Origin of the sequence: Geminocystis sp. CENA526 (assembly GCF_050753365.1) — a bacterium.
In the GTDB taxonomy this organism is placed as follows: Bacteria; Cyanobacteriota; Cyanobacteriia; order Cyanobacteriales; family Cyanobacteriaceae; genus Geminocystis.
On record NZ_JBLZFY010000042.1, the window covers coordinates 1 to 20,805 of the forward strand.

Annotated in this window: 21 protein-coding genes; 11 read left to right on the forward strand and 10 right to left on the reverse strand. The window is 35.9% G+C overall.

What is annotated here, in order from left to right:
- Window positions 1-354 precede the first annotated feature (354 nt).
- The 6 genes from ACN4EE_RS12430 to ACN4EE_RS12455 form a co-directional block, all read right to left on the reverse strand.
- The gene (locus ACN4EE_RS12430; RefSeq protein ID WP_431706771.1) at window positions 355-534 is read right to left on the reverse strand and encodes a hypothetical protein; all 180 of its coding nucleotides are present in this window, start codon (window positions 532-534) and stop codon (window positions 355-357) included.
- A complete protein-coding gene (locus tag ACN4EE_RS12435) occupies window positions 521-790 on the reverse strand; it encodes a BrnT family toxin (RefSeq protein WP_431706772.1) in 270 nt (89 codons plus the stop codon). Before ACN4EE_RS12435 ends, ACN4EE_RS12430 begins: the two co-directional genes overlap by 14 nt.
- Window positions 791-889: 99 nt before the next feature.
- On the reverse strand, window positions 890-3,394 hold the full coding sequence (gene pheT, locus ACN4EE_RS12440; protein ID WP_431706773.1) for a phenylalanine--tRNA ligase subunit beta: 2,505 nt from the start codon (window positions 3,392-3,394) through the stop codon (window positions 890-892).
- A gap of 169 nt (window positions 3,395-3,563) precedes the next feature.
- On the reverse strand, window positions 3,564-4,433 hold the full coding sequence (locus ACN4EE_RS12445; RefSeq protein ID WP_431706774.1) for a hypothetical protein: 870 nt from the start codon (window positions 4,431-4,433) through the stop codon (window positions 3,564-3,566).
- A 54-nt stretch (window positions 4,434-4,487) separates the two neighbouring features.
- On the reverse strand, window positions 4,488-4,817 hold the full coding sequence (locus tag ACN4EE_RS12450) for a hypothetical protein (protein ID WP_431706775.1): 330 nt from the start codon (window positions 4,815-4,817) through the stop codon (window positions 4,488-4,490).
- Window positions 4,818-4,878: 61 nt separating this feature from the next.
- Window positions 4,879-5,463, reverse strand: coding sequence for a Maf family protein (locus ACN4EE_RS12455; RefSeq protein WP_431706776.1), 585 nt, complete (start codon window positions 5,461-5,463; stop codon window positions 4,879-4,881).
- A gap of 318 nt (window positions 5,464-5,781) precedes the next feature.
- Between ACN4EE_RS12455 and ACN4EE_RS12460 the strand changes: the two genes are divergently transcribed.
- The 6 genes from ACN4EE_RS12460 (at window position 5,782) to ACN4EE_RS12485 (ending at window position 12,189) form a co-directional block, all read left to right on the forward strand.
- Window positions 5,782-7,188, forward strand: coding sequence for a collagen-like protein (locus ACN4EE_RS12460; protein WP_431706777.1), 1,407 nt, complete (start codon window positions 5,782-5,784; stop codon window positions 7,186-7,188).
- Between the two features lie 15 nt (window positions 7,189-7,203).
- Entirely contained in the window at window positions 7,204-7,641 is a 438-nt protein-coding gene (locus tag ACN4EE_RS12465) for a YraN family protein (protein WP_431706778.1), read from the forward strand.
- A 113-nt stretch (window positions 7,642-7,754) separates the two neighbouring features.
- Complete coding sequence (gene rimO / locus ACN4EE_RS12470; RefSeq protein ID WP_431706779.1) at window positions 7,755-9,080, forward strand: 30S ribosomal protein S12 methylthiotransferase RimO; 1,326 nt, start codon at window positions 7,755-7,757, stop codon at window positions 9,078-9,080.
- A gap of 79 nt (window positions 9,081-9,159) precedes the next feature.
- On the forward strand, window positions 9,160-10,329 hold the full coding sequence (gene cruG, locus ACN4EE_RS12475) for a 2'-O-glycosyltransferase CruG (protein ID WP_431706780.1): 1,170 nt from the start codon (window positions 9,160-9,162) through the stop codon (window positions 10,327-10,329).
- A gap of 200 nt (window positions 10,330-10,529) precedes the next feature.
- A complete protein-coding gene (gene ilvN / locus ACN4EE_RS12480) occupies window positions 10,530-11,048 on the forward strand; it encodes an acetolactate synthase small subunit (RefSeq protein ID WP_431706781.1) in 519 nt (172 codons plus the stop codon).
- A 91-nt stretch (window positions 11,049-11,139) separates the two neighbouring features.
- Window positions 11,140-12,189, forward strand: a complete 1,050-nt coding sequence (locus ACN4EE_RS12485; RefSeq protein WP_431706782.1) for a hemolysin family protein — start codon at window positions 11,140-11,142, stop codon at window positions 12,187-12,189.
- Between the two features lie 12 nt (window positions 12,190-12,201).
- On the opposite strand, the gene ACN4EE_RS12490 is transcribed toward ACN4EE_RS12485, so the two are convergent.
- The gene (locus tag ACN4EE_RS12490; RefSeq protein WP_431706783.1) at window positions 12,202-12,525 is read right to left on the reverse strand and encodes an antibiotic biosynthesis monooxygenase family protein; all 324 of its coding nucleotides are present in this window, start codon (window positions 12,523-12,525) and stop codon (window positions 12,202-12,204) included.
- Between the two features lie 526 nt (window positions 12,526-13,051).
- Here ACN4EE_RS12490 and groES point away from each other — a divergent pair.
- A complete protein-coding gene (gene groES, locus ACN4EE_RS12495) occupies window positions 13,052-13,363 on the forward strand; it encodes a co-chaperone GroES (RefSeq protein WP_431706784.1) in 312 nt (103 codons plus the stop codon).
- 104 nt (window positions 13,364-13,467) lie between these two features.
- Window positions 13,468-15,093, forward strand: a complete 1,626-nt coding sequence (gene groL, locus ACN4EE_RS12500; protein ID WP_431706785.1) for a chaperonin GroEL — start codon at window positions 13,468-13,470, stop codon at window positions 15,091-15,093.
- Window positions 15,094-15,143: 50 nt separating this feature from the next.
- Here groL and ACN4EE_RS12505 read toward each other — a convergent pair whose 3' ends face one another.
- Window positions 15,144-15,251 carry a hypothetical protein gene (locus tag ACN4EE_RS12505; RefSeq protein WP_431706801.1) on the reverse strand — a complete coding sequence of 36 codons (108 nt, stop codon included), beginning with the start codon at window positions 15,249-15,251 and terminating at the stop codon, window positions 15,144-15,146.
- Window positions 15,252-15,482: 231 nt separating this feature from the next.
- Complete coding sequence (rplI, locus tag ACN4EE_RS12510) at window positions 15,483-15,941, reverse strand: 50S ribosomal protein L9 (protein ID WP_431706786.1); 459 nt, start codon at window positions 15,939-15,941, stop codon at window positions 15,483-15,485.
- Window positions 15,942-16,338: 397 nt separating this feature from the next.
- Here rplI and ACN4EE_RS12515 point away from each other — a divergent pair, with 397 nt between their 5' ends.
- The gene (locus ACN4EE_RS12515; RefSeq protein ID WP_431706787.1) at window positions 16,339-17,283 is read left to right on the forward strand and encodes a COX15/CtaA family protein; all 945 of its coding nucleotides are present in this window, start codon (window positions 16,339-16,341) and stop codon (window positions 17,281-17,283) included.
- A gap of 108 nt (window positions 17,284-17,391) precedes the next feature.
- On the forward strand, window positions 17,392-18,297 hold the full coding sequence (locus ACN4EE_RS12520) for a heme o synthase (RefSeq protein WP_431706788.1): 906 nt from the start codon (window positions 17,392-17,394) through the stop codon (window positions 18,295-18,297).
- Window positions 18,298-18,705: 408 nt separating this feature from the next.
- Here the strand turns inward: ACN4EE_RS12520 and ACN4EE_RS12525 are convergent, their stop codons facing one another.
- Window positions 18,706-19,278: a Uma2 family endonuclease gene (locus ACN4EE_RS12525; protein ID WP_431706789.1), complete on the reverse strand. Its 573-nt coding sequence runs from the start codon at window positions 19,276-19,278 to the stop codon at window positions 18,706-18,708.
- 184 nt (window positions 19,279-19,462) lie between these two features.
- Between ACN4EE_RS12525 and hemW the strand changes: the two genes are divergently transcribed.
- Complete coding sequence (gene hemW, locus ACN4EE_RS12530) at window positions 19,463-20,653, forward strand: radical SAM family heme chaperone HemW (RefSeq protein ID WP_431706790.1); 1,191 nt, start codon at window positions 19,463-19,465, stop codon at window positions 20,651-20,653.
- Window positions 20,654-20,805 lie beyond the last annotated feature (152 nt).

Here is a 20,805-nt window from a genome sequence, read left to right on the forward strand (position 1 = left end):
TTAATCATTGTTTTAGGCAAATTTAATTTTTAACCTAGATTGATATTAACATAAGTTTTTTGATTTGTACAAATAAATCTGGACGGCAATTCATCCCACACTGATTGTGTGGGTATTTCTTAACGAAAAATACAGTGTGGGGCTTCTTGCCGAAGAAAAGCTAAAGCAAAATAGATTGGACTTCTCCATTAATTAAGATTTTAAGGGCTTCAGCCCTTACTACGAACCAATTAAAAATAATTTTTGGAGTACCACCTGTAGAAATGAAACAAGGATTATCAGAAATTGCCATCGATGGGGGAAAAGTGAGAGATGAAGTCAAAGGAAACCCAAGCTATTGGCAAGATTACAGAATTAAGAATTTAATTGATACCTTTTGACAAGTTTTAAACCTTTTAAATCGGCGGAAATAGGTTGATTATCTATATCAGTAAGAGCATTTTTTTCTATCTCCTCATCTGACATATTATTAATTTTATTCCAGTCTGTTAAATCTGTTAAATTATTTACTTTTTTTATACTAATTTTGTTCATAAATTTTTCTTTCTTCCCTAGTTGATTTTCTCGCACTGATTAATCTAATTACGTTATTTCTTATAGTATAAACCACTGTTAAAGTTTGATTTTTTGTAATACCAATAGCGATAAATCTTTCTTCTCCATAATCATAACGATGATCTTCAAATTCTACAGTATAATTTTCAAAAACTTTACAGGCTAAAACAAAATCTATACCATGTTTTCTTAGATTAGATTGACGTTTATTTTCATCCCATTCAAATTCTAACACATTAAAATTTACTCCTTTTCATTGACACAAAGATAAGTTTGTAGTAAGCCTTTTAAGGCTTTGACATCGCTAAAGCGACTACTACAAACAAAGGATTTATTAACTGCGTAAAGTTACAGCAAATTGTTTAGTTAAAGCATCCCGAATTTTGTTATGAATAGGATCAACATCACTATCTTTTAATGTACCGTCGATCGAGCGGTAAACTAAATTAAAGGCTAAACTACGCTTTCCTTCCTCTACATTTGCACCTTTATATTCATCGAATAACTTGACATCCACAAGGGTTTTTCCTCCTGCTTTACGCATAGCGTTGGTAATTTCCGTAACGGTGAGATTAACGTCAGCAAAGAAAGCTAAATCTCGATCGACGGCAGGATAGGTAGAATAAGGTTTAAAAGTAGGTGTTTTTAGGTATTTTTGGTCTAAATAAGCGATTAATGGTTCTAATTGAATTTCAAATCCATAGACACTATCAGGGAAATCTTTTTCTTGACGCAGTTGAGGGTGAAGTTGTCCAAAAACGCCGATTTTAGTCTTATTTAACCATAAACTAGCAGTTCGCCCCGGATGTAGTCGTTTATCTTCAGAATAGGCTTGATAGGTAATCGGTGCTTTTAAATCCTTGAATAAACTCTCTAAAATACCCTTTGCTTGATACCACGTCAGGGGTTGGGGTTTACCGCTAGTTGTCCAGATACCATCGGTATATAAATTACCGCCTAAAATGCCTCCTAAAGCGTCTCCTTCCCTCATGTTTTCATCTTCGAGCCAAAAAACTCGTCCAATCTCAAAACCTTTCAAATAGCCGTTTCCTTGGGCGTGGTTAAATTCAAAGGCATTAATTAAACCGTCAATCAAGTTACTACGAAGGGCGGAATATTCAGAAAAGAGGGGATTAGCGATTTTAACGGAAGCTTTTTCGGGAGAAACGAGGGAATACTGCACTAATTCCGTCAAGCCTAAACCCTGCAAACAACGGCGGATGTGACGTTGAATTTGATAGGAAGAAGGAATATAACCGACTTGGGATTGTGCAGGTAAAGTATCAGTAAAATGATCATAACCGTATAAACGAGCGACTTCTTCGATTAAGTCGATTTCCCTCTCTAAATCACGATAGCGGTAGGAAGGCACAGTAACAAGCCATGTAATGGGAGATTGTGTCTTAATTTGCAACTTACAGCCCAAATCTTCTAAAATTCTGACAACATCATCGGGAGATATATCTTGTAAACCTTCCCCCTTCTCTAAGGGAGAGATTACCTTACCTAAAACTTGATGAACTCGATCGAGCCTCAATTCGATAGTATTAGTAAGGGTATCAGGGCGATTATCCGCCATCGCTTGGGCGACAACTTCCCCTCCAGCCAACTCAAGGATAAGAGAAACAGCACGATTTAAGGCTTTTTCCAACTCCACTTGGTTAACACCTCTTTCGTAACGAGTAGAGGCTTCCGTGCGAATACCTTGACTTTTAGCACTTCGGCGAATGGGTACAGGCTCAAATAAGGCAGCTTCGAGTAAAATATGTTGGGTGTTATCATCAACTTCGCTATCTTCTCCTCCCATGACACCTGCTAAAGCAACGGGATGATTATTAGCGGTAATGAGCAAGTTTTGAGGGTTAAGGGTGCGTTTTTGCCCATCTAAGGTGGTTAAGGTTTCATTTTCTTGGGCAAATCTAACATCAATAGTCAATTCTTCAGCGTTGGTAAGATTATATAACTTAGTTCGATCGAAAGCGTGTAAAGGTTGCCCCCATTCGAGGAGGATATAGTTAGTTATATCGACAACGTTGTTAATGGGGCGCACTCCTGCGGATTCTAAACGCCACTGCAACCAGACAGGAGAAGGGGCGATTTTAACATTTTCTATGATTGTAGCAATATAAGCGCTACTAGCAGAACTTTCTTCGATCGAAACCCCCCTTAATCCCCCCTTAGTAATGGGGGAAATGGTATCAACATCTGTCAATCCTCTGGGAGACTCCCCTCCTAGATAGGAGGGGGTGGGGGGGGGTTCAATGAGGGGAAGGTGTAACTCTCCACCAGTTAAGGCAGACACTTCTCTGGCAACTCCTACCATACTTAAAGCATCGGCACGGTTAGCGGTGGCGGTGATGTCTAAAATTACGTCATCTAAGCCTAAAAGGGGGCGAATATCTTGCCCTACTTGCAAATCTCCTTCTAAGATTTTGATGCCTTCGCTTTCCTTCGCCAAGCCTAATTCTGCTAATGAGCAAATCATGCCCTTACTTTCTACTCCCCTTAATTTGGTGGGTTTGAGTTTTAAGTCAATTTTGGGTAAATAACTCCCCAAGGTGGCAACGGGTACAAATATGTCTTTTCTAACGTTGGGCGCACCGCAGACGATTTGGGAGGGGGTTTCGCCACCAATATCCACTTTACATACACTGAGTTTATCAGCGTTGGGATGTCGATCGCACTCTAACACCCTACCGACTACGACACCATCTGCCCATTTTCTTTTATCTTCCATGTCTTCCACTTCAAAACCTGCAACTGTCAAGATTTTTGCCAATTCTTCAGGAGTGATGGTGATGTCAACTAATTCTTTTAACCAATTAAATGAGATACGCATTTTTCAATATTCAAGTTACTCTACATAAGCTAATCTCTTATTATCAATGAATTTCTGTCATGAGTAAACCGCCAATGTGTTAAAACTATGAGGTACAATTCTCTGTATTTTTCGTGCCTGTTGTCTCCTAACTCTTATCTTCTTAATCAAATTAATCAAAAGACTTTTTCTAACTAATTTCTTCTTCTTGCCAGTTTTCTTCATTCCAGTCGATCGAATCGGGGGGTAATTCTCCATTATGATTAGAGATATTGTCGTCATCCTCTAGCCACTCTTCCCAATCGTCATCATTAGTTTCTAAATCGGGAGAGACTCCTTCACTATCCATAGCAATGGCTTCAGAAACAATCGCTTCGGCTTCTGGCATTTCATCCATTAAGTCATCCCAGTCTCCTTCTGGAGATTCTTCTTCTTCTACAATATCATCATCAGAAGTTGAGATAATTTCTTCTTCTTCTCCCATCTCAAAAGATTCATCTTCGGTTTCTTCTTCGGTAGAAAAAGAGTCTTCCATGTCGTTATCTAAATCATCTATCCAATTTTCTGAAGTTTCATTGTCAAAGTTTTCGCTGTCTTTTTCGTCTATGGATTCGTCTTCAAAAAAAGAGTTTTCTTCTTCTATAGATTCTTCTTCAAATAAGGCATTTTCTTCTTCTACTTCGTCAGCAAAATCTTCTGCTGATTGGTTTAAATCTTCATCAGCATATCCTAAAGACTCTAGTTCGATCGAACTGCCATTAATAATCTGAAAAATTTTAACTAAAGTTTCCCTATTTTTATCCCAAATATCATAGATATTATCTAATTGTTGTTTATGAAAATTTATGGCATAACTTTTTTGAGTCAGTAAACTTTGATCATTAATTTGAGTGTTTAAACCCTTGATTAAATCAATTTCTGTTTCAATGCTAGAAATAATGTCTTGATCTTCAGTGCGAGTTGTTAACTTAATTTTTAAGCTATTACTTAAGGCAAATAATAAACCTTGAGATAATTTTTTTTTCTCGATTAAGTCTTTGATTTTATCGTAGCTATTCATTATGAAATTTGCTCCTTTATTATAAAAATATTTATGATTAATCTCAAGATTTTTTTAATTTAATTCGTTTAAATTATCTTGCAACAAAGTAAACATTTTTTGTAAACTTTGAACATTTTGTAAAATCTTTTCATGGGCTTTTTCTACTTCCTGAAAATGTATTTTTTTGAGATGTTCATTATTTTTTTGATGATCGATTTGATGATCTATTTCATTGTTTAATAAATCCAAATTACTACGATAACATTGAGAGTGGGATAAAGCATCGCTATCGTTAACAGTGGTAACAATTTCTAATTTCATGGCTTCAGCCATAGCCATAGCCATAGCTGTTTCTATATTTCCCTCTCTGATTTTGGCTTTGACTTCTTCGATTTTGCTCATTATGAATAGATAACCTCAATTTTTTCTTTCAATTAGCTTAACTCAATTTTTCCCTAATAATTTACCAAAAATTACTAACTTTATAATTAAATTCCTCTAACATGGTTCGCAGTAAAGGCAAACTTAATCCAATCACGTTACTATGACAACCGATTATCTTATCAATAAATAAGCCTCCTTTCCCTTCTAAGGCAAAACTACCAGCACATTTGAGGGGTTCTCCTGTACTAACGTATGTTTCGATCGAACTGTCATCAATATTAGCAAAATAAACTTCTGTGATACCACAACGAATGATCTCCCGATTTTTGTCAGTATCAATTAAAGCATGACCAGTATATAATTTGCCTACTTTACCCCTCATGTTTTGCCATCGATCGATCGCTATACTAGGATTATCAGGTTTACCGTAAATTTCTCCATTCACTTTTAAGACAGAATCACAGCCTAACACTAAAGCCGAAGGGTGATTATAGGCAACAGTTTGAGCTTTTTTCAAGGCTAAAGTATTGACTAATTCTTGAGTATCCGTGAGATTAATCAAAGATTCATCAAAATTACTACTTTCAACAATGGGTTGAATACCTACCATATTTAAAAGTTTTAATCGTGCTGGAGATGCTGATGCTAGAACAAATTTAATCATGAGAAGAATGAAGAATGAAGAATGAAGAATGAAGAATGAAGAATAGTTTTAGCCCTTCATCAATAACCCACAATGTAATAAATGAATCTGTTGACGAAACAATTTGTTACAGAAAGTTTGACAAAACCAAAGACTTGTACTACAAAACAATCTAGGGAATATCTCGTAACTCGCAAAGAAATAAATTTCATTGCTAATAGCTACCGTCTGCTAAAGCGAATTTATTCACTATGAACTATCCACCATTCACTATTCATTATTCACTATTAATGATTCACTATATGATAGAGTTTTAAGGATAATTTCGGTGTGATGATTATGGCTTGGTTCGCTAAAATTTCTTTGACAGTATTATTTTTATTTCTTCCCAATCCATTTACTTCTTTTTCCCCAAAATCTGCTCTTTGTTTTTTAACGGCTTCTGCTAATCAAATTGTGGGTTTTGGAAAAGATGGTAAAGAAGGTATAGACGGTAAAGATGGAAGTAGAGGGAGAGATAGTGAAGCCTTAACTATTTTTGCGGATGGTTCACCTCTTAATCTTAATCTATCAGGACAACAAGGCACAGCAGGAGAAAACGGAGGATTCGGTGAAAATGCCCTCTGTGATAACCAGCCTATCAATGTTAATTATAATCTTGTGGGTGCTAATGGAGGAGAAGGCGGTAGCGGTGGTAATGGGGGAGATGGTGGCAATGGTGGTTCTTTAACTATCTATGCTACGGATAGAAACTTTTTGCGACAAATTTATGTTTCTGGTGGTGGTGGCAAAGGAGGAAGCCCAGGTGAAGGTGGTAGAGGAGGGCAAGGTTGTCAATGTCCTCAACCCTATTGGACGGTAGAATCTTGTACTGGGCGCCCCGGTTCACCTGACTATAGTTGTGGTACTAAAGAGTTTAGGTGTATCAATGGGGAAACAGGGAAAAATGGTCGATCGGGACGCACTGGCAGAGACGGTAAATTAGGGAGTTTGACTTTAATTAATACAAATCAACCCCTACCGCCCGATCGATTGACAGGTTCTGTTACGATGAATGAGTTAAAAAATCGTGGTTTTAGTTTATCAAAAAATGTTTGGGAAAGCCGTACTGGGGCGGTTAATTTATTTGCTTCTGGTTCTATTATTGATGATCAATACTTAGAGTTAGTGGAAAGGGTAGAAAATGCTGTGGTGCTGATTTGGAATGCCCCTCAAGTTTTCGCTCCTTTTGGAGAACAAATTGTGACTCTTAATCTACAAGACGATCGAAATGTAAATATGACTTTTCCTCAAGATTTGTGGTTAGAAACCAATGTTTTACAGAGAAATAATGTCACAGAATTATATGTATTTAACGCCATCAGAGCGCAGGATGCGGTTCGTTTGAAAAGTAATGGTATTAGGGAATTTGGGCAAAACCTACAATTTGAAATTGTGGACGAAGCCCAACAATCGGACATCATTGCCACAGATTTTTATATTCGATATAGCGTGTCTAATTCTCCTGAAGCTCGTTTACGTCCTGTCAGTGACTATACTTTACGTTTTGAAGGAGAAATCCCCCCTCAATTTGTTCGTTATGCTAATAATCGTTTTATCCTTGATATTGGTCAATTATCGATCGATCCCCGTCATTTAGACATCGGTAGAGCAGTGCAAATACAGATTGAAGCCAAGCGTACTTTTAGCAACTATACCGCCACTCAAACCCTTGTAGAAAGAACAATTCTCGGACCCTTTAAGTAGGCGTTGCTTAAATCTATGAAAAAAATAGGATATTTAGGCGAGGATATTATTGCTCAATATTTAGTTAATAATGGTTACGAAATCCTCGATCGAGCTTGGCATTCTCGTTGGGGAGAAATAGATATAATCGCTCAAAAATCATCAGAAAAAATCTTAATTTTTGTAGAAGTTAAAACGAGAAATAAAAGAAATTGGGATAATGATGGGATGTATGCTATTAGTTTAACTAAACAAAAAAAACTATGGTTAACAGCAGAAAGTTTTTTAAGTCAAAATCCTACTTTTGCTAATTTTAATTGCCGTTTTGATGTGGCTTTATTACTTTATCAAAAAAATTTACAATCTGAAGATAAATTCTTAGAAAATATTGTGTTTAATGGTATGAATATTTACTATAAAAATTATATCTTTAATCTATTTAATTATATAGAAAATGCTTTTTCCTATTCGTGAACTACTCTACCCCCGCTCCCTTGCCCTTTGCCTTTTGCCTGTCTTCTGTCTTTTCCCTTTTTTTGATAGAATGATAGTTTAATAGTTGTAGGAATGTTATACCACCTTTAAATATGGGCAATAAGCCAACCATCGCCGTTTCTCATTTAGGATGCGAAAAAAACCGTATTGATTCTGAGCATATGCTCGGTTTACTCGCTCAATCAGGTTATCCCATTGATAATACTGAAGAATTAGCCGATTATGTAATTGTAAATACTTGTAGTTTTATTGAATCGGCACGTCAAGAATCCGTTAGAACTTTAGTAGAATTAGCAGAAAACCAGAAAAAAATTATTATCTCTGGTTGCATGGCACAGCATTTTCAAGAAGAATTGTTAGCAGAATTACCCGAAGCTGTGGCTATTGTTGGCACGGGAGATTATCAAAATATTGTGGATGTCATTCAACGGGTAGAAGCAGGAGAAAGAGTCAAAGCCGTTTCTGCACAACCAACTTTTATCGCTGATGAAAATATCCCCCGTTATCGCACTACTACCGAAGGGGTGGCTTATCTTCGAGTGGCGGAGGGTTGTGATTATCGTTGTGCTTTTTGTATTATTCCCCATTTGCGAGGTAATCAACGATCGAGATCGATCGAATCCATTGTAGCCGAAGCACAACAATTAGCAGAGCAAGGAGTAAAAGAGTTAATCTTAATCTCTCAAATTACCACAAATTATGGTGTTGATCTCTATGGAGAACCAAAATTAGCGGAATTATTACGCGCTTTAGGAAAAGTTGATATTCCTTGGATTAGAATACATTATGCCTATCCCACTGGATTGACGGATAAAGTCATAGAAGCCATGAGAGAAACCCCCAATATTCTTCCTTATTTGGATTTACCGTTACAGCATTCTCATCCTGACATTTTAAAGAGTATGAATCGCCCCTGGCAGGGTAAAGTTAATGATGAAATTATCGATCGAATTAAATTAGCCTTACCTTCTGCTGTGATGCGTACCACCTTTATTGTCGGATTTCCGGGGGAAACGGAAGAACATTTCCAACACCTGTTACAATTTGTAGAAAAACACGAATTTGATCATGTGGGAGTGTTTACTTTTTCTCCCGAAGAAGGCACAAAGGCTTATGATTTAGAAAATCAAGTACCCGAAGACATCAAAGAAGAACGACGTAATCGTTTAATGGAGTTACAACAACCCATCGCCGCACGAAAAAATGAAGCGGAGGTTGGTAAACTTGTACCCGTTTTGATTGAACAAGAAAACCCTAGTACTGGTGAACTTATTGGTCGATCGCCTCGTTTTGCTCCCGAAGTGGATGGTTTAGTCTATGTTGAAGGTAGCGCAGATTTAGGTTCGATCGTACCGGTGAGAATTACCAGTGCAGATGTTTATGATTTGTATGGAGAAATTGACATTCGTAAGGCATAATAGACATTTCCAGAAACACAGGCAAGATGCCTATTTTTCTGAGATAAAATTCAGTTAAATTAATATTTTTGTTAACGGAATGATAACCAGTGCGATTATTTGCTTAGTTTTATTATTATTTCAGGGTGTTTGTTTTTTTATTCTCCTGAGTCGATTATTTAGAGGAGCGACTCGATTTGCTCCTTTAAAACCTCAATCTGCTAATCCTTCACTTTTGGCTAAAGTTAGCGTAATTGTACCCACTCTTAATGAGGTCGATCGAATTGATAAGATGTTAGAGGGGATTACCCGTCAAAGTTACGAAGTCAGGGAAATTATTATTGTCGATAGCAACTCCCAAGATGGTACAAGGGAAAAAGTCATCGAAGCCTCAAAAACTGATCCCCGTCTTCGTCTTGTCACCGATCCTCCTTTACCAAGTAATTGGGTGGGGCGACCTTGGGCGTTACATAATGGATTTTTAAATAGTTCAAGTAAAAGTGAATGGATTTTGGGCATAGATGCCGATACTCAACCTCAAAAGGGCTTAATTCCCAGTTTAGTTAATTTTGCCGAAACTAATAATTATGATGTGGTGTCTCTTTCTCCTCAATTTATTCTCAAGGATGCGGGAGAATGGTGGTTACAACCTGCTTTGTTGATGACTTTGCTTTATCGTTTTGAGTCTTCGGGAGTGGATGCGAAAAGTCCTGAAACCGTTATGGCAAATGGGCAATGTTTTTTGATTAAACGTAAGGTTTTAGAAGAAATAAACGGTTATAGTTATGCTTCTAATTCTTTTTGTGATGATGTGACTTTAGCTCGTTATATTGCTAGTTTAGGTTATAAAGTGGGTTTTGCTGATGGTGCAAAAATCATCAAAGTCAGAATGTATGAGGGTTTACAGGAAACATGGAGAGAATGGGGACGCTCTCTTGATCTCAAGGATGCAGGTTCTAAGGCTCAATTATGGGCAGAATGTGCTTTTTTAGCCCTTATTCAAGGTTTACCGTTATCGATCGTACTTATAGGTTTTTTCTTGTGTTCTCAGTTAGATTTTCTGAGTTTTTATCTGTTATATATCCTAAATTGTATTTTACTCTTGATTCGTTTTGCTTTGCTAGGTGCGATCGTACCTTCCTATCAATTTACGAAATCACCGCAGGAATTATTATTTTTTCTATCTCCCACGGCAGATATTTTCGCTGTTATCAGAATCTTTTTATCAGCTATGCAAAAACCCCGTCAATGGCGAGGCAGAATCTATTAACAATGAACAATGAACAATTAACAATGAACAATGAACAATTGACAACTACTCACTATTCACTATTCACTATCAACTATTCACTATTCACTAGGAGTTAGATACAATGGAAGGTTAAATTCAAACTTGACGGATAAAAAAATCTAGTCAAAAAATGAATTTCTATATACTTTTATTGTTAATTATCGAGAATCTAAATATCAATGAAGCACACTATTTCTGTATTAGTAGAAGATGAAGCTGGAGTTTTAACTAGAATTGCAGGATTGTTTGCCCGTAGGGGTTTTAATATCGAAAGTTTGGCTGTAGGACCAACGGAACAAGGTAATGTTTCGCGAATTACTATGGTAGTTCCGGGTGATGAAAATACGATCGAACAGCTAACAAAACAGTTGCACAAATTAATTAATGTGATTAAAGTAACCGATATTACAGATATTCCTTGTGTAGAAAGGGAATTAATGTTAGTCAAAGTCAATGCGAATCCTAATACTAGGGGAGAAGTGTTACAAATTGCTCAAATTTTCAGAGCCAGAGTCGTGGATATGTCTGATGATAGTTTAACATTAGAAGTAGTAGGAGATCCGGGTAAAATGGTGGCGATTATCTCCATGTTAAATAAATTTGGCATCAAAGAAATTGCTCGTACTGGAAAAGTCGCTTTAGTGCGAGAATCGGGTGTTAATACTGAGTATTTAAAATCTTTAGAAGCGAAAATATAACCCTTCAATTAACAATTAACAATTAACTTAGATTATAGTTATACATTCACTAATTTTATTTTTTTAACGGGGAATTTTTTACCCAATCATTATGTTAACCCTTTTTTCGATCGTGATCATCGTTTTATTAGGTTCGGCTTTTTGTTCTTTTGCTGAAACAGTATTGTTAACGGTATCAGAAATTAAAGTAAAACAGTGGGCGCAATCAAAAAAAAAATCTACTTTAGCTTTGCTAAAAATCAAGAAAAAAATGAATCGCCCCATTGCCACGATCGTAATTTTAAACAATATTTTTAATATCGTAGGTAGCATTATTATTGGTGGTTTAGCTAGTCAAATTTTAGGCAGTGCATTAATAGGTGTTTTTTCAGCTTTATTAACCTTTTTAATTATTATTTTTGGGGAAATTTTACCGAAAACTATTGGACAAAAATATGCGGATAATTTTGCTTTGTTTTTAGCTTTGCCGATACAGTTTTTAACCTTTATTTTAAGTCCTTTGGTGTGGTTAATGGAAAAAATAACTGAACCTTTAACTCAAGGTAAAGTTTTACCTACAACTAATGAAATGGAGATAAAATTATTAACCAGTATAGGTAGTACTGAGGGGGTAATTGAAGCGGATGAAGCGGAAATGATTAACCGTGTTTTTCATCTTAATGATTTATCTGCATCTGATATAATGACCCCTAGAATTATCATTACTTACCTCAAAGGAGACTTGATTTTAAAAGATTGTCAAGAGTTTATTATTAAGTCTGAACATACTCGTATTTTAGTAGTTCAAGATTCGATCGATGATGTCATTGGCATTGCTTTTAAAACTGAATTATTATCGGCAATTATACAGGGAAAACAAGAGGAAAAAATAGCTAATTTAACTAGGAGTGCCAACTTTGTACCCGAAACTATTAGAGCAGATTTATTATTAAAACAGTTTCAAGAAATTAGACAACATTTAATGGTAGTAATAGATGAATATGGTGGAGTTTCTGGAGTCGTTACATTAGAAGATGTATTAGAAGTTTTAACGGGGGATATTGTGGATGAAACAGATAAAACTGTTAGTTTAAGAGACATTGCCAAAAGAAAGAGAGAAAGGCTTTTAATGGCAAAAGGTATTGAGGAAATGAATAATTAGGGGGGCTGAAAACTATTTTTGGGATTTTATTTCTGTTGATAGTTCATAAAAATTCGTTTCAGGAGGAGAAGCAAATAGATGTTTCATTTCTGACAAAATCTTTTCGTGAGTTTCGTTTTGATTTTCTTCCATATCTTCTAATTTTTCCCATAAAATAACCGCTATTCCTTCATCGGTATAGGGTTTTTGTAGTAAATAAGCCCCTTTAAAACCTTTGGTGTAAGTTTTAACTGCTTCTTCAAATAATCTTTGGGCTTCGGGAAATTTACCCGGTTTAAAAGTTGCCATCGCAACATAGGCATAGTTGTGTCGTAAGAAGTCACTAAATTCTTGCATAATATGATAGTGAGATAAAATTAACTTATATTGATAATGATAGGTTTTTCCATGGTAAAAAGAAACAATAATTAAGAAACATTAATAAATAGGAGGTGCTGAAAAAGTCTTTTGATGAGGGTAGGTATCAGGTGTCAGGTTAAAGAATGAAAAATCAAGGTTTTGAAGCGTTATCTCTTCAACAAATACACAGGTGTATTGTGAATAATCAGATTTAAAATGCCCTGTTTTTGAGTAAAAATTGCCAAAAATTCGCACTTTTTTGTGAATATAGTGTGCCTAAACCATTGATTTTAATAACCTTTTGATTTATTCAGCAAACCCTAAATAAAGTTATTCGACTTTGAGGCAGAAGTATGTAGCGAAAATGGGAGAGATCGTTAACAGTTCGGAAACCCGTACAATCAAGGTACTTGCTATGGTAACGAATTTTCGGTTAAATTAGCACTCGTAAGGTGAGAGTGCTAAAAATAAAAAATGACCTCACTAAAAAACTATAATTAACTAGAAAAGGAGTAAATCATAGATGGCTGCAATTACCATTAATGTATCAACCGTTAAACCTTTAGGCGATCGAGTATTTGTTAAAATCAGTGAAGCAGAAGAAATGACTCCTGGCGGTATTATTTTACCTGATAACGCCAAAGAAAAACCTCAAATGGGCGAAGTTGTTACCGTTGGAGATGGAAAAGTAAATGATAAAGGTGAGCGCACCCCTGTAGAAGTAAAAGTTGGTGACAAAGTACTTTACTCTAAATACGCTGGTACAGACATCAAACTCGGTGGCGATGAGTACGTTTTACTCTCTGAAAAAGATATTCTCGCCGTAGTTTCATAGTATTTTAAATTTAAAGGGGGTTAGGGTACGAAACCCAAATAATCCTTTCGATCGTACCAATTAATTATTACAAATTATACAGAAAAATCAAAAAGCGATTCATTATGGCAAAATCTATTATTTACAACGAAGAAGCCCGTCGTGCCTTAGAAAAAGGTATCGACTTATTAGCAGAAGCAGTAGCTGTAACCCTTGGTCCTAAAGGACGTAACGTAGTGTTAGAGAAAAAATTTGGCGCACCTCAAATCGTTAACGATGGTGTAACCATTGCTAAAGAAATCGAATTAGAAGATCACATCGAAAACACTGGTGTTGCTTTAATTCGTCAAGCCGCTTCCAAAACTAATGACGTAGCAGGTGACGGTACAACCACCGCCACCGTATTAGCCCATGCCATCGTTAAAGAAGGTTTACGCAACGTTGCCGCAGGTGCTAACCCCATCGCTTTAAAACGTGGTATCGACAAAGCTACCGAGCATTTAGTTGCTAAAATTGCCGAACACGCTCGTAAAGTAGAAGACAGCAAAGCCATCGCTCAAGTAGGTGCTATCTCCGCAGGGAATGATAGCGAAGTGGGTGATATGATTGCCAAAGCTATGGATAAAGTCGGACAAGAAGGCGTTATCTCCCTCGAAGAAGGCAAATCTATGGAAACCGAACTCGAAATCACCGAAGGAATGCGTTTCGACAAAGGTTATATCTCTCCTTACTTCGTAACCGACACCGAGCGCATGGAGGCAGTATTTGAAGATCCTTTCATCTTAATTACTGACAAAAAAATCACCTTAGTTCAAGACTTAGTACCCGTTTTAGAACAAGTTGCTCGTCAAGGTAAGCCTTTAATCATCATCGCTGAAGACATCGAAAAAGAAGCTCTTGCTACCTTAGTTGTTAACCGTCTCCGTGGTGTGTTAAATGTAGCGGCGATTAAAGCCCCCGGTTTTGGCGATCGACGTAAACAAATGTTAGAAGACATTGCTATCTTAACTGGTGGACAATTAATTAGCGAAGATGCAGGATTAAAATTAGACACTACTTCCGTAGATCAATTAGGTACTGCTCGTCGTATCAACATTACCAAAGATACCACTACGATCGTGGCTGAAGGTAACGAAAAAGAAGTTAAAACCCGTTGTGATCAAATTCGCCGTCAAATCGAAGAATCTGATTCTTCCTACGACAAAGAAAAATTACAAGAGCGTTTAGCTAAATTAAGCGGTGGTGTGGCAGTTATCAAAGTTGGTGCGGCTACCGAAACTGAAATGAAAGACCGTAAATTACGTTTAGAAGATGCCATCAACGCTACCAAAGCGGCAGTAGAAGAAGGTATCGTTCCCGGTGGTGGTACAACTTTAGCACACTTAGCTCCTGACTTAGAAACTTGGGCAAATGCTAATTTACAAGCTGAACAGTTAACTGGTGCTTTAATTGTAGCTCGTGCCTTAACCGCTCCCTTAAAACGTATTGCTGAAAACGCAGGTCAAAATGGTGCTGTTGTAGCTGAAAGAGTTAAAGAAAAAGACTTCAACACTGGTTATGATGCCGCTAACAATGAGTATGTGGATATGTTCTCTGCGGGTATTGTTGATCCTGCTAAAGTAACACGCTCTGCTATTCAGAATGCTGCTTCGATCGCAGGTATGGTATTAACTACCGAGTGTATTATCGTTGATAAACCTGAGAAAGAAAAAGCGGCAGCCCCTGCTGGTGGCGGTGACTTCGATTACTAAAACTTGAAATTGTGTTGGGTTTCATTCTTCTACCCAACCTACAAAATCAATCAATAACTGTAGGGTGGGCATTGCCCACCTTTTTTATGGAAGAATATATCCCTTACTATAGTGAAATTTTTAACCTTTAAATTTTTTCTAAAACCTAATATATAGATTCTTTCTCGCTTTTGAGGTACACCAAAATTAGAAGCATTTAAGACTTGATAAAAACATCATAACCAATCTCATCTAAAGTATTTTCGACCACTTTTTTAGTAAAACAAATCCAAACAGGGGTTTGATCGAACTTATCATAAAACACCATAAAATATCTGAGTTCGATATAAAATGGTGAAGATAAGAGGGGGAAGAAAATGCTTTAAAATTTCCTAATTCCTAATTGCTCATTATAGAGAAACAACTTCGATCGTAATCTGAGCCGTTACTTCAGCGTGGAGTTTAATATCAGCTTGAAATTTGCCAGTTTTCTTAATTTCTGGTAAATTAATAGCCTGACGTTCAATATCTAAACCAGCGTTTTGTTTGATAATATCCACAACTTCTTGAGTGGTTACAGTACCAAAGATAGCATCTTGTTCACCAACTTGTTTACGGATAACAAAATTATTGATGGTTTGTAAAGCAGTTTTACGAGATTTAGCTTCTTCTAAGATAGCTAATAAACGTTGTCTTTCTTTTTCTCTTCTTTGGTCAACTTGTCGTAAAATACCTTCTGTTACTAATACTCCAAAGCCTTGAGGCACAAGATAGTTACGAGCATAACCGGGGGCAACATCTACTAAGTCGCCTCTTTTGCCTAATTTGTCAACGTCTTTATTTAATAATAATTGTAATTTTTTTGCCATGTTTACCTCTGTTTAATAGGAAATTCTTTATAACCAGTACATTTAGTCACGAATTATCATTATACCATAGTAACGAATAACAGTGGATAAAAATTGCTACACGGGTTTAATTAGGAGGTGCTGAAAAAGTCTGAGGAAGGTGTAGGGCAAAGGTTTTAATGGTTTTGATTTGTGAGTTCAGAGCTTGTAACTGTATAATACTAACCTGTTTTTTGAGCAAAAATTCTTAAATATCTCATCTTTATCCAGATTAGTCTGTTAACCCTTATTGCATCATCTGTTTAGCTTCACTGTCGCCCCCTTAGATAAATAACCCTTTACTGAAAATTAAGCGTTCCAGAAAATTAATCATAAGCTAAGATCGACAATAAGATAACTTCAATAGCATTTTTAAAATATGACAGAATCAATTCTCTATTCTTCCTATTCACCATCTTCTATAGATTCTCAACCGATTAAGTGGATTAGGTGGTTAGTGTGGAAAATTGCCATAGCCACTCTCTTATTAATGGCGATCGGAGCCGCTACAAGAGTAATGAATGCAGGTTTAGCTTGTCCAGACTGGCCCTTGTGTTATGGTAAAGTTATCCCTACTCAAGAAATGAATCTACAAGTCTTTTTAGAGTGGTTTCATCGTCTTGATGCTTCCCTCATCGGTTTAAGCACGATCGTACTGGTTGTATTGTCATGGTGGCATCGATCGAAACTTCCCTCATGGTTGCCTTGGGGATGTAGTTTTGCCTTGGGGTTAATCATTTTTCAAGGTATTTTAGGCGCTTTAACTGTCACAGAATTACTCAGATTTGATATTGTTACCGCCCATTTAGGTACTGCTTTATTATTTTTCGGTACACTAATTGTGATTGGAAGTAACCTGATTGAATATCAAGGCAATGGCACAGTAGGCAAATTAACCGTCATTAGTTTCGTGGCTACAATCCTCGTCTATGTGCAGTGTTTATTAGGAGGATTAGTGGCTTCTCAGTGGGCTTTACATCAATGTTTCGGGGGCAATCAACTTTGTTTTGTGATGAATAGCCATATTATCGGCGTAATTCCTGCCACGATTAGTTGTTTAACCTTAATCGTTGTGTCATGGCGTACACCTGCTCTCAGTCAAAAACTACGAAATTTGACCAAATATATTGGTTTTGTCTTGTTTAGCCAAATTTTGCTCGGTGTAGCTACATTTTATCTGCATTTACAAGTAGAACCTCTTACCATTGCTCATCATACTATAGGGGCTGTTCTTTTTGGCATACTAATCTCCTTTACTATTATCACTCGAAAAGACATCCTTGAAATTTCCTCTTTTCCGCAAAATATTTCACCTAATACCTAATCATGTCATTGCAAGGAAACGAAGCAATCTCAAAGCTAAAACTATGTCATTGCGAGGCACGAAGCAATCTCAAAACCACTTAATTATATACAAACATTAACAAATATCATGATCGGATCAACTATTTCTCGCCACGAAAATTTTTTGCAAGTAGTTCAAAGCTACTATCTATTAACTAAACCTCGAATTATTCCCCTATTATTAATTACCACTGCCGCCACTATGTTTATGGCAGGAAATGGTCATGTTGACGCTTTCTTACTTATTGTCACTCTTTTAGGAGGCACTTTAGCCGCCGCCTCCGCGCAAACCTTTAACTGTGTTTATGATCAAGATATTGATTATGACATGAAAAGAACCCGTAATCGTCCTATTCCTTCTGGTAAAGTTCGATCGAACCATGCGATTATTTTTGGTATAGTCTTAGCAATTTTATCCTTTTCTCTCCTTGCATTTTGTGTGAATATGCTTTCTGCATTATTGGCAATGCTGGGCATAGTATTTTATATGCTGATTTATACCCATTGGTTAAAACGTCATACCACCCAAAATATTGTCATTGGTGGTGCGGCGGGGGCGATTCCTCCCCTTGTCGGTTGGGCGGCAGTTACAGGAGATTTAAGTTGGAGTGCTTGGGCAGTGTTTACCCTCATCTTTTTATGGACTCCTCCTCATTTTTGGGCATTAGCGTTAATGATTTCCGAAGATTACGCCGAAGTGGGAGTACCGATGTTGCCTGTAATAGAAGGCAGTCAAGAAACCGTTAAACAAATTTGGATTTATACCTTAATTACGGTGTTATTTAGCCTTGTTTTAATTTATCCTCTCCATAGTTTAGGATTAGTTTATCTATTGTTTGCCTTAATTCTAGGTAGTTTATTTACTCTTAAAGCATGGAAGTTACAACAAAATCCTGAAGATAAACAAACAGCTAAATCTATGTTTAAATATTCGATCCTTTATATGATGTTATTATGTACTGGTATCGTGTTAGATACTCTAATTCGCTTTTAATAAATTTATCCAAAAATACAGGCAAGATGCCTGTTTCACGGTAGGGTGGGCATTGCCCACCAAAACTAAATTGAGTTATTATCGTTTTATTAATGCGCAACAAGAATATATTTTAATCGATCAATACACTTATGAAATCGAACAATTTACTAAAAAATCTGGCTCTTCTACAGTAGTTATGATATTTTAGTAGTAAATAATCCTTAAAAGCGTTTATATATAATAGGTTTATAATTTTAAAAATGCAGATGTTATAGATTGACAATTTTAATTTAACCTAACACCTGCTACCTAATACCTGACACCTTTTTTTAGACATAATTTATCATACTCAAAGTATAAGAACTAAAAATCTTTTTTACCAGATGTCTAATGGTTAAGCTATTCACATCTTACCTCTTATTTATTTTATGACCATATCATCGTTAAATCTAAAGTAAAGTTAGGCAAAATATCTTCTCCTGAAATAGTATTAGGATTATCTAATATTTCTACCTCTTTTCCTTGTCGATAAATTTCCACTTGTTTTAATTGAGGATTAATTAACCATGCTAATTTACTGCCGTTTTCCATATACTCTAACATTTTTTGTTGAGTGTCTTTTAAACTATCAGTAAGAGATAATAATTCGATGACAAAATCAGGGGAAAAAGGTAAAAACTTTTGTTGTTGAGAAGGGGTTAAATTTTGCCATTTTTCTAAGGGTATCCAAGAAGCATCAGGAGAGCGATTTGCACCATTTGGTAACTTAAAACCTGTGGAAGAATCAAAGGCAATACCATTATTATTCTCCGCCCAATTAAATAATTTTTGAGTAATTTTTCCGTTGCGATTTCCTGTTATTCCCTCTGTTGGTGGCATAATAATTAAATCCCCTTTGGCGTTACGTTCAAATTTTACATCACGGTTTTTCTGGCATAATTGAAAAAATTGTTCATCGTTAAGTTCGATCGAATTTATATTAATAGTTAAGCTATTCATATTTAACCTCTTTTAATTTCGAGATTGCATTATGATTAAATCATAACTAAATTTTTTTAATTTGAAAGACAACTCAAAGATTATTAATAATTAGACATCTGATAAAAATACAGGCAAGATGCCTGTTTTACGGTACTAAATCATAATTTCTTCAACAATAATCCTATAACTTATCTATTACTTTATGATGATCAAATCAGCGTATATTCACATTCCATTTTGTAAAAGGAGATGCTTTTATTGTGATTTTCCTATTACTGTTTTAGGGGATAATAGTGGTAATAGTTATTCACTTTGGCAACAAGAATATGTTGATTTTCTTTGTCAGGAAATAATTGCTACTCCGTCAGAAAATACTAGCAGTTTAGATACTATTTTTTTTGGAGGAGGTACTCCTTCTCTCCTTGCTGTAGAAGGTTTAGCTAAAATTTTAAGCACTTTAAATCAACATTTTGGAATTAATAGTAATGCTGAGATTTCCTTAGAAATTGATCCTGCTACTTTTGATTTAACTAAATTAAAACAATACCAAAAATTAGGCGTAAATCGAGTTAGTTTAGGAGTACAAGCCTTTCAAGATAATTTATTAGAAATTTGCGGTAGAGTACACAGAATAGCAGACATAAATCAAGCTACAGACTGGATTCATCAAGCAGGTTTTGATAATTGGAGTTTAGACTTAATTTCTGGTTTACCTCATCAAACTCTTGAGGATTGGTTAGAGTCTTTGGAAAGCTCGATCGAACTGCAACCAAAACACTTATCCTGCTATGATTTAGTCTTAGAATCTGTCACCGCCTTCGGCAAAAAATACGCTGAGGGGGATAACCCTTTACCGCCAAGTGAAATGACTGCTCAAATGTACTGTTTAGCGTCAGAAAAACTGAGAGAAGCTGGATATAATCATTACGAAATTTCTAACTATGGTAAACAGGGTTACGAATGCCGTCATAATCAGGTTTACTGGCATAACGAATTTTATCACGGTTTTGGCATGGGTTCTGCTAGTTATAGTGAGAATAAGCGTTTTACTCGCCCTCGTACCAGAAAAGATTATTTTAATTGGGTTAAAAGTTATCAAGAAAATCAGGGCATAATTGACATTCCTACTATTACTAAAAATGAACAATTATTAGAAACTTTAATGTTAGGTTTAAGACTGAAAAAAGGTGTAAATTTAGCACAAATAAAAGCTAATTTTAATCAGAAAATTTATCATCAAATCTTGCAATGTCTGGATAAGTTTTTAGAGAATGGTTTAGTCATTTTCGATAGTGTATTCGATCGATTAAGTTTAGCTGATCCTGAAGGCTTTTTATATTCTAATACTATTTTGACAGCATTATTTGCAGAATTAGAAACTCAAGAGAATTGAGAATTGAGAATTAAGAATTAAGAATTAAGAATTAAAAATCTCTGATGATTCATTACCTATTACCTTTCTTCCTTATACTGTTAGGATTAAAGAGAGTTTAACCAAATCATAACTTAAGGTTCGATCGAATCAATATAATATAGAATTAAGAA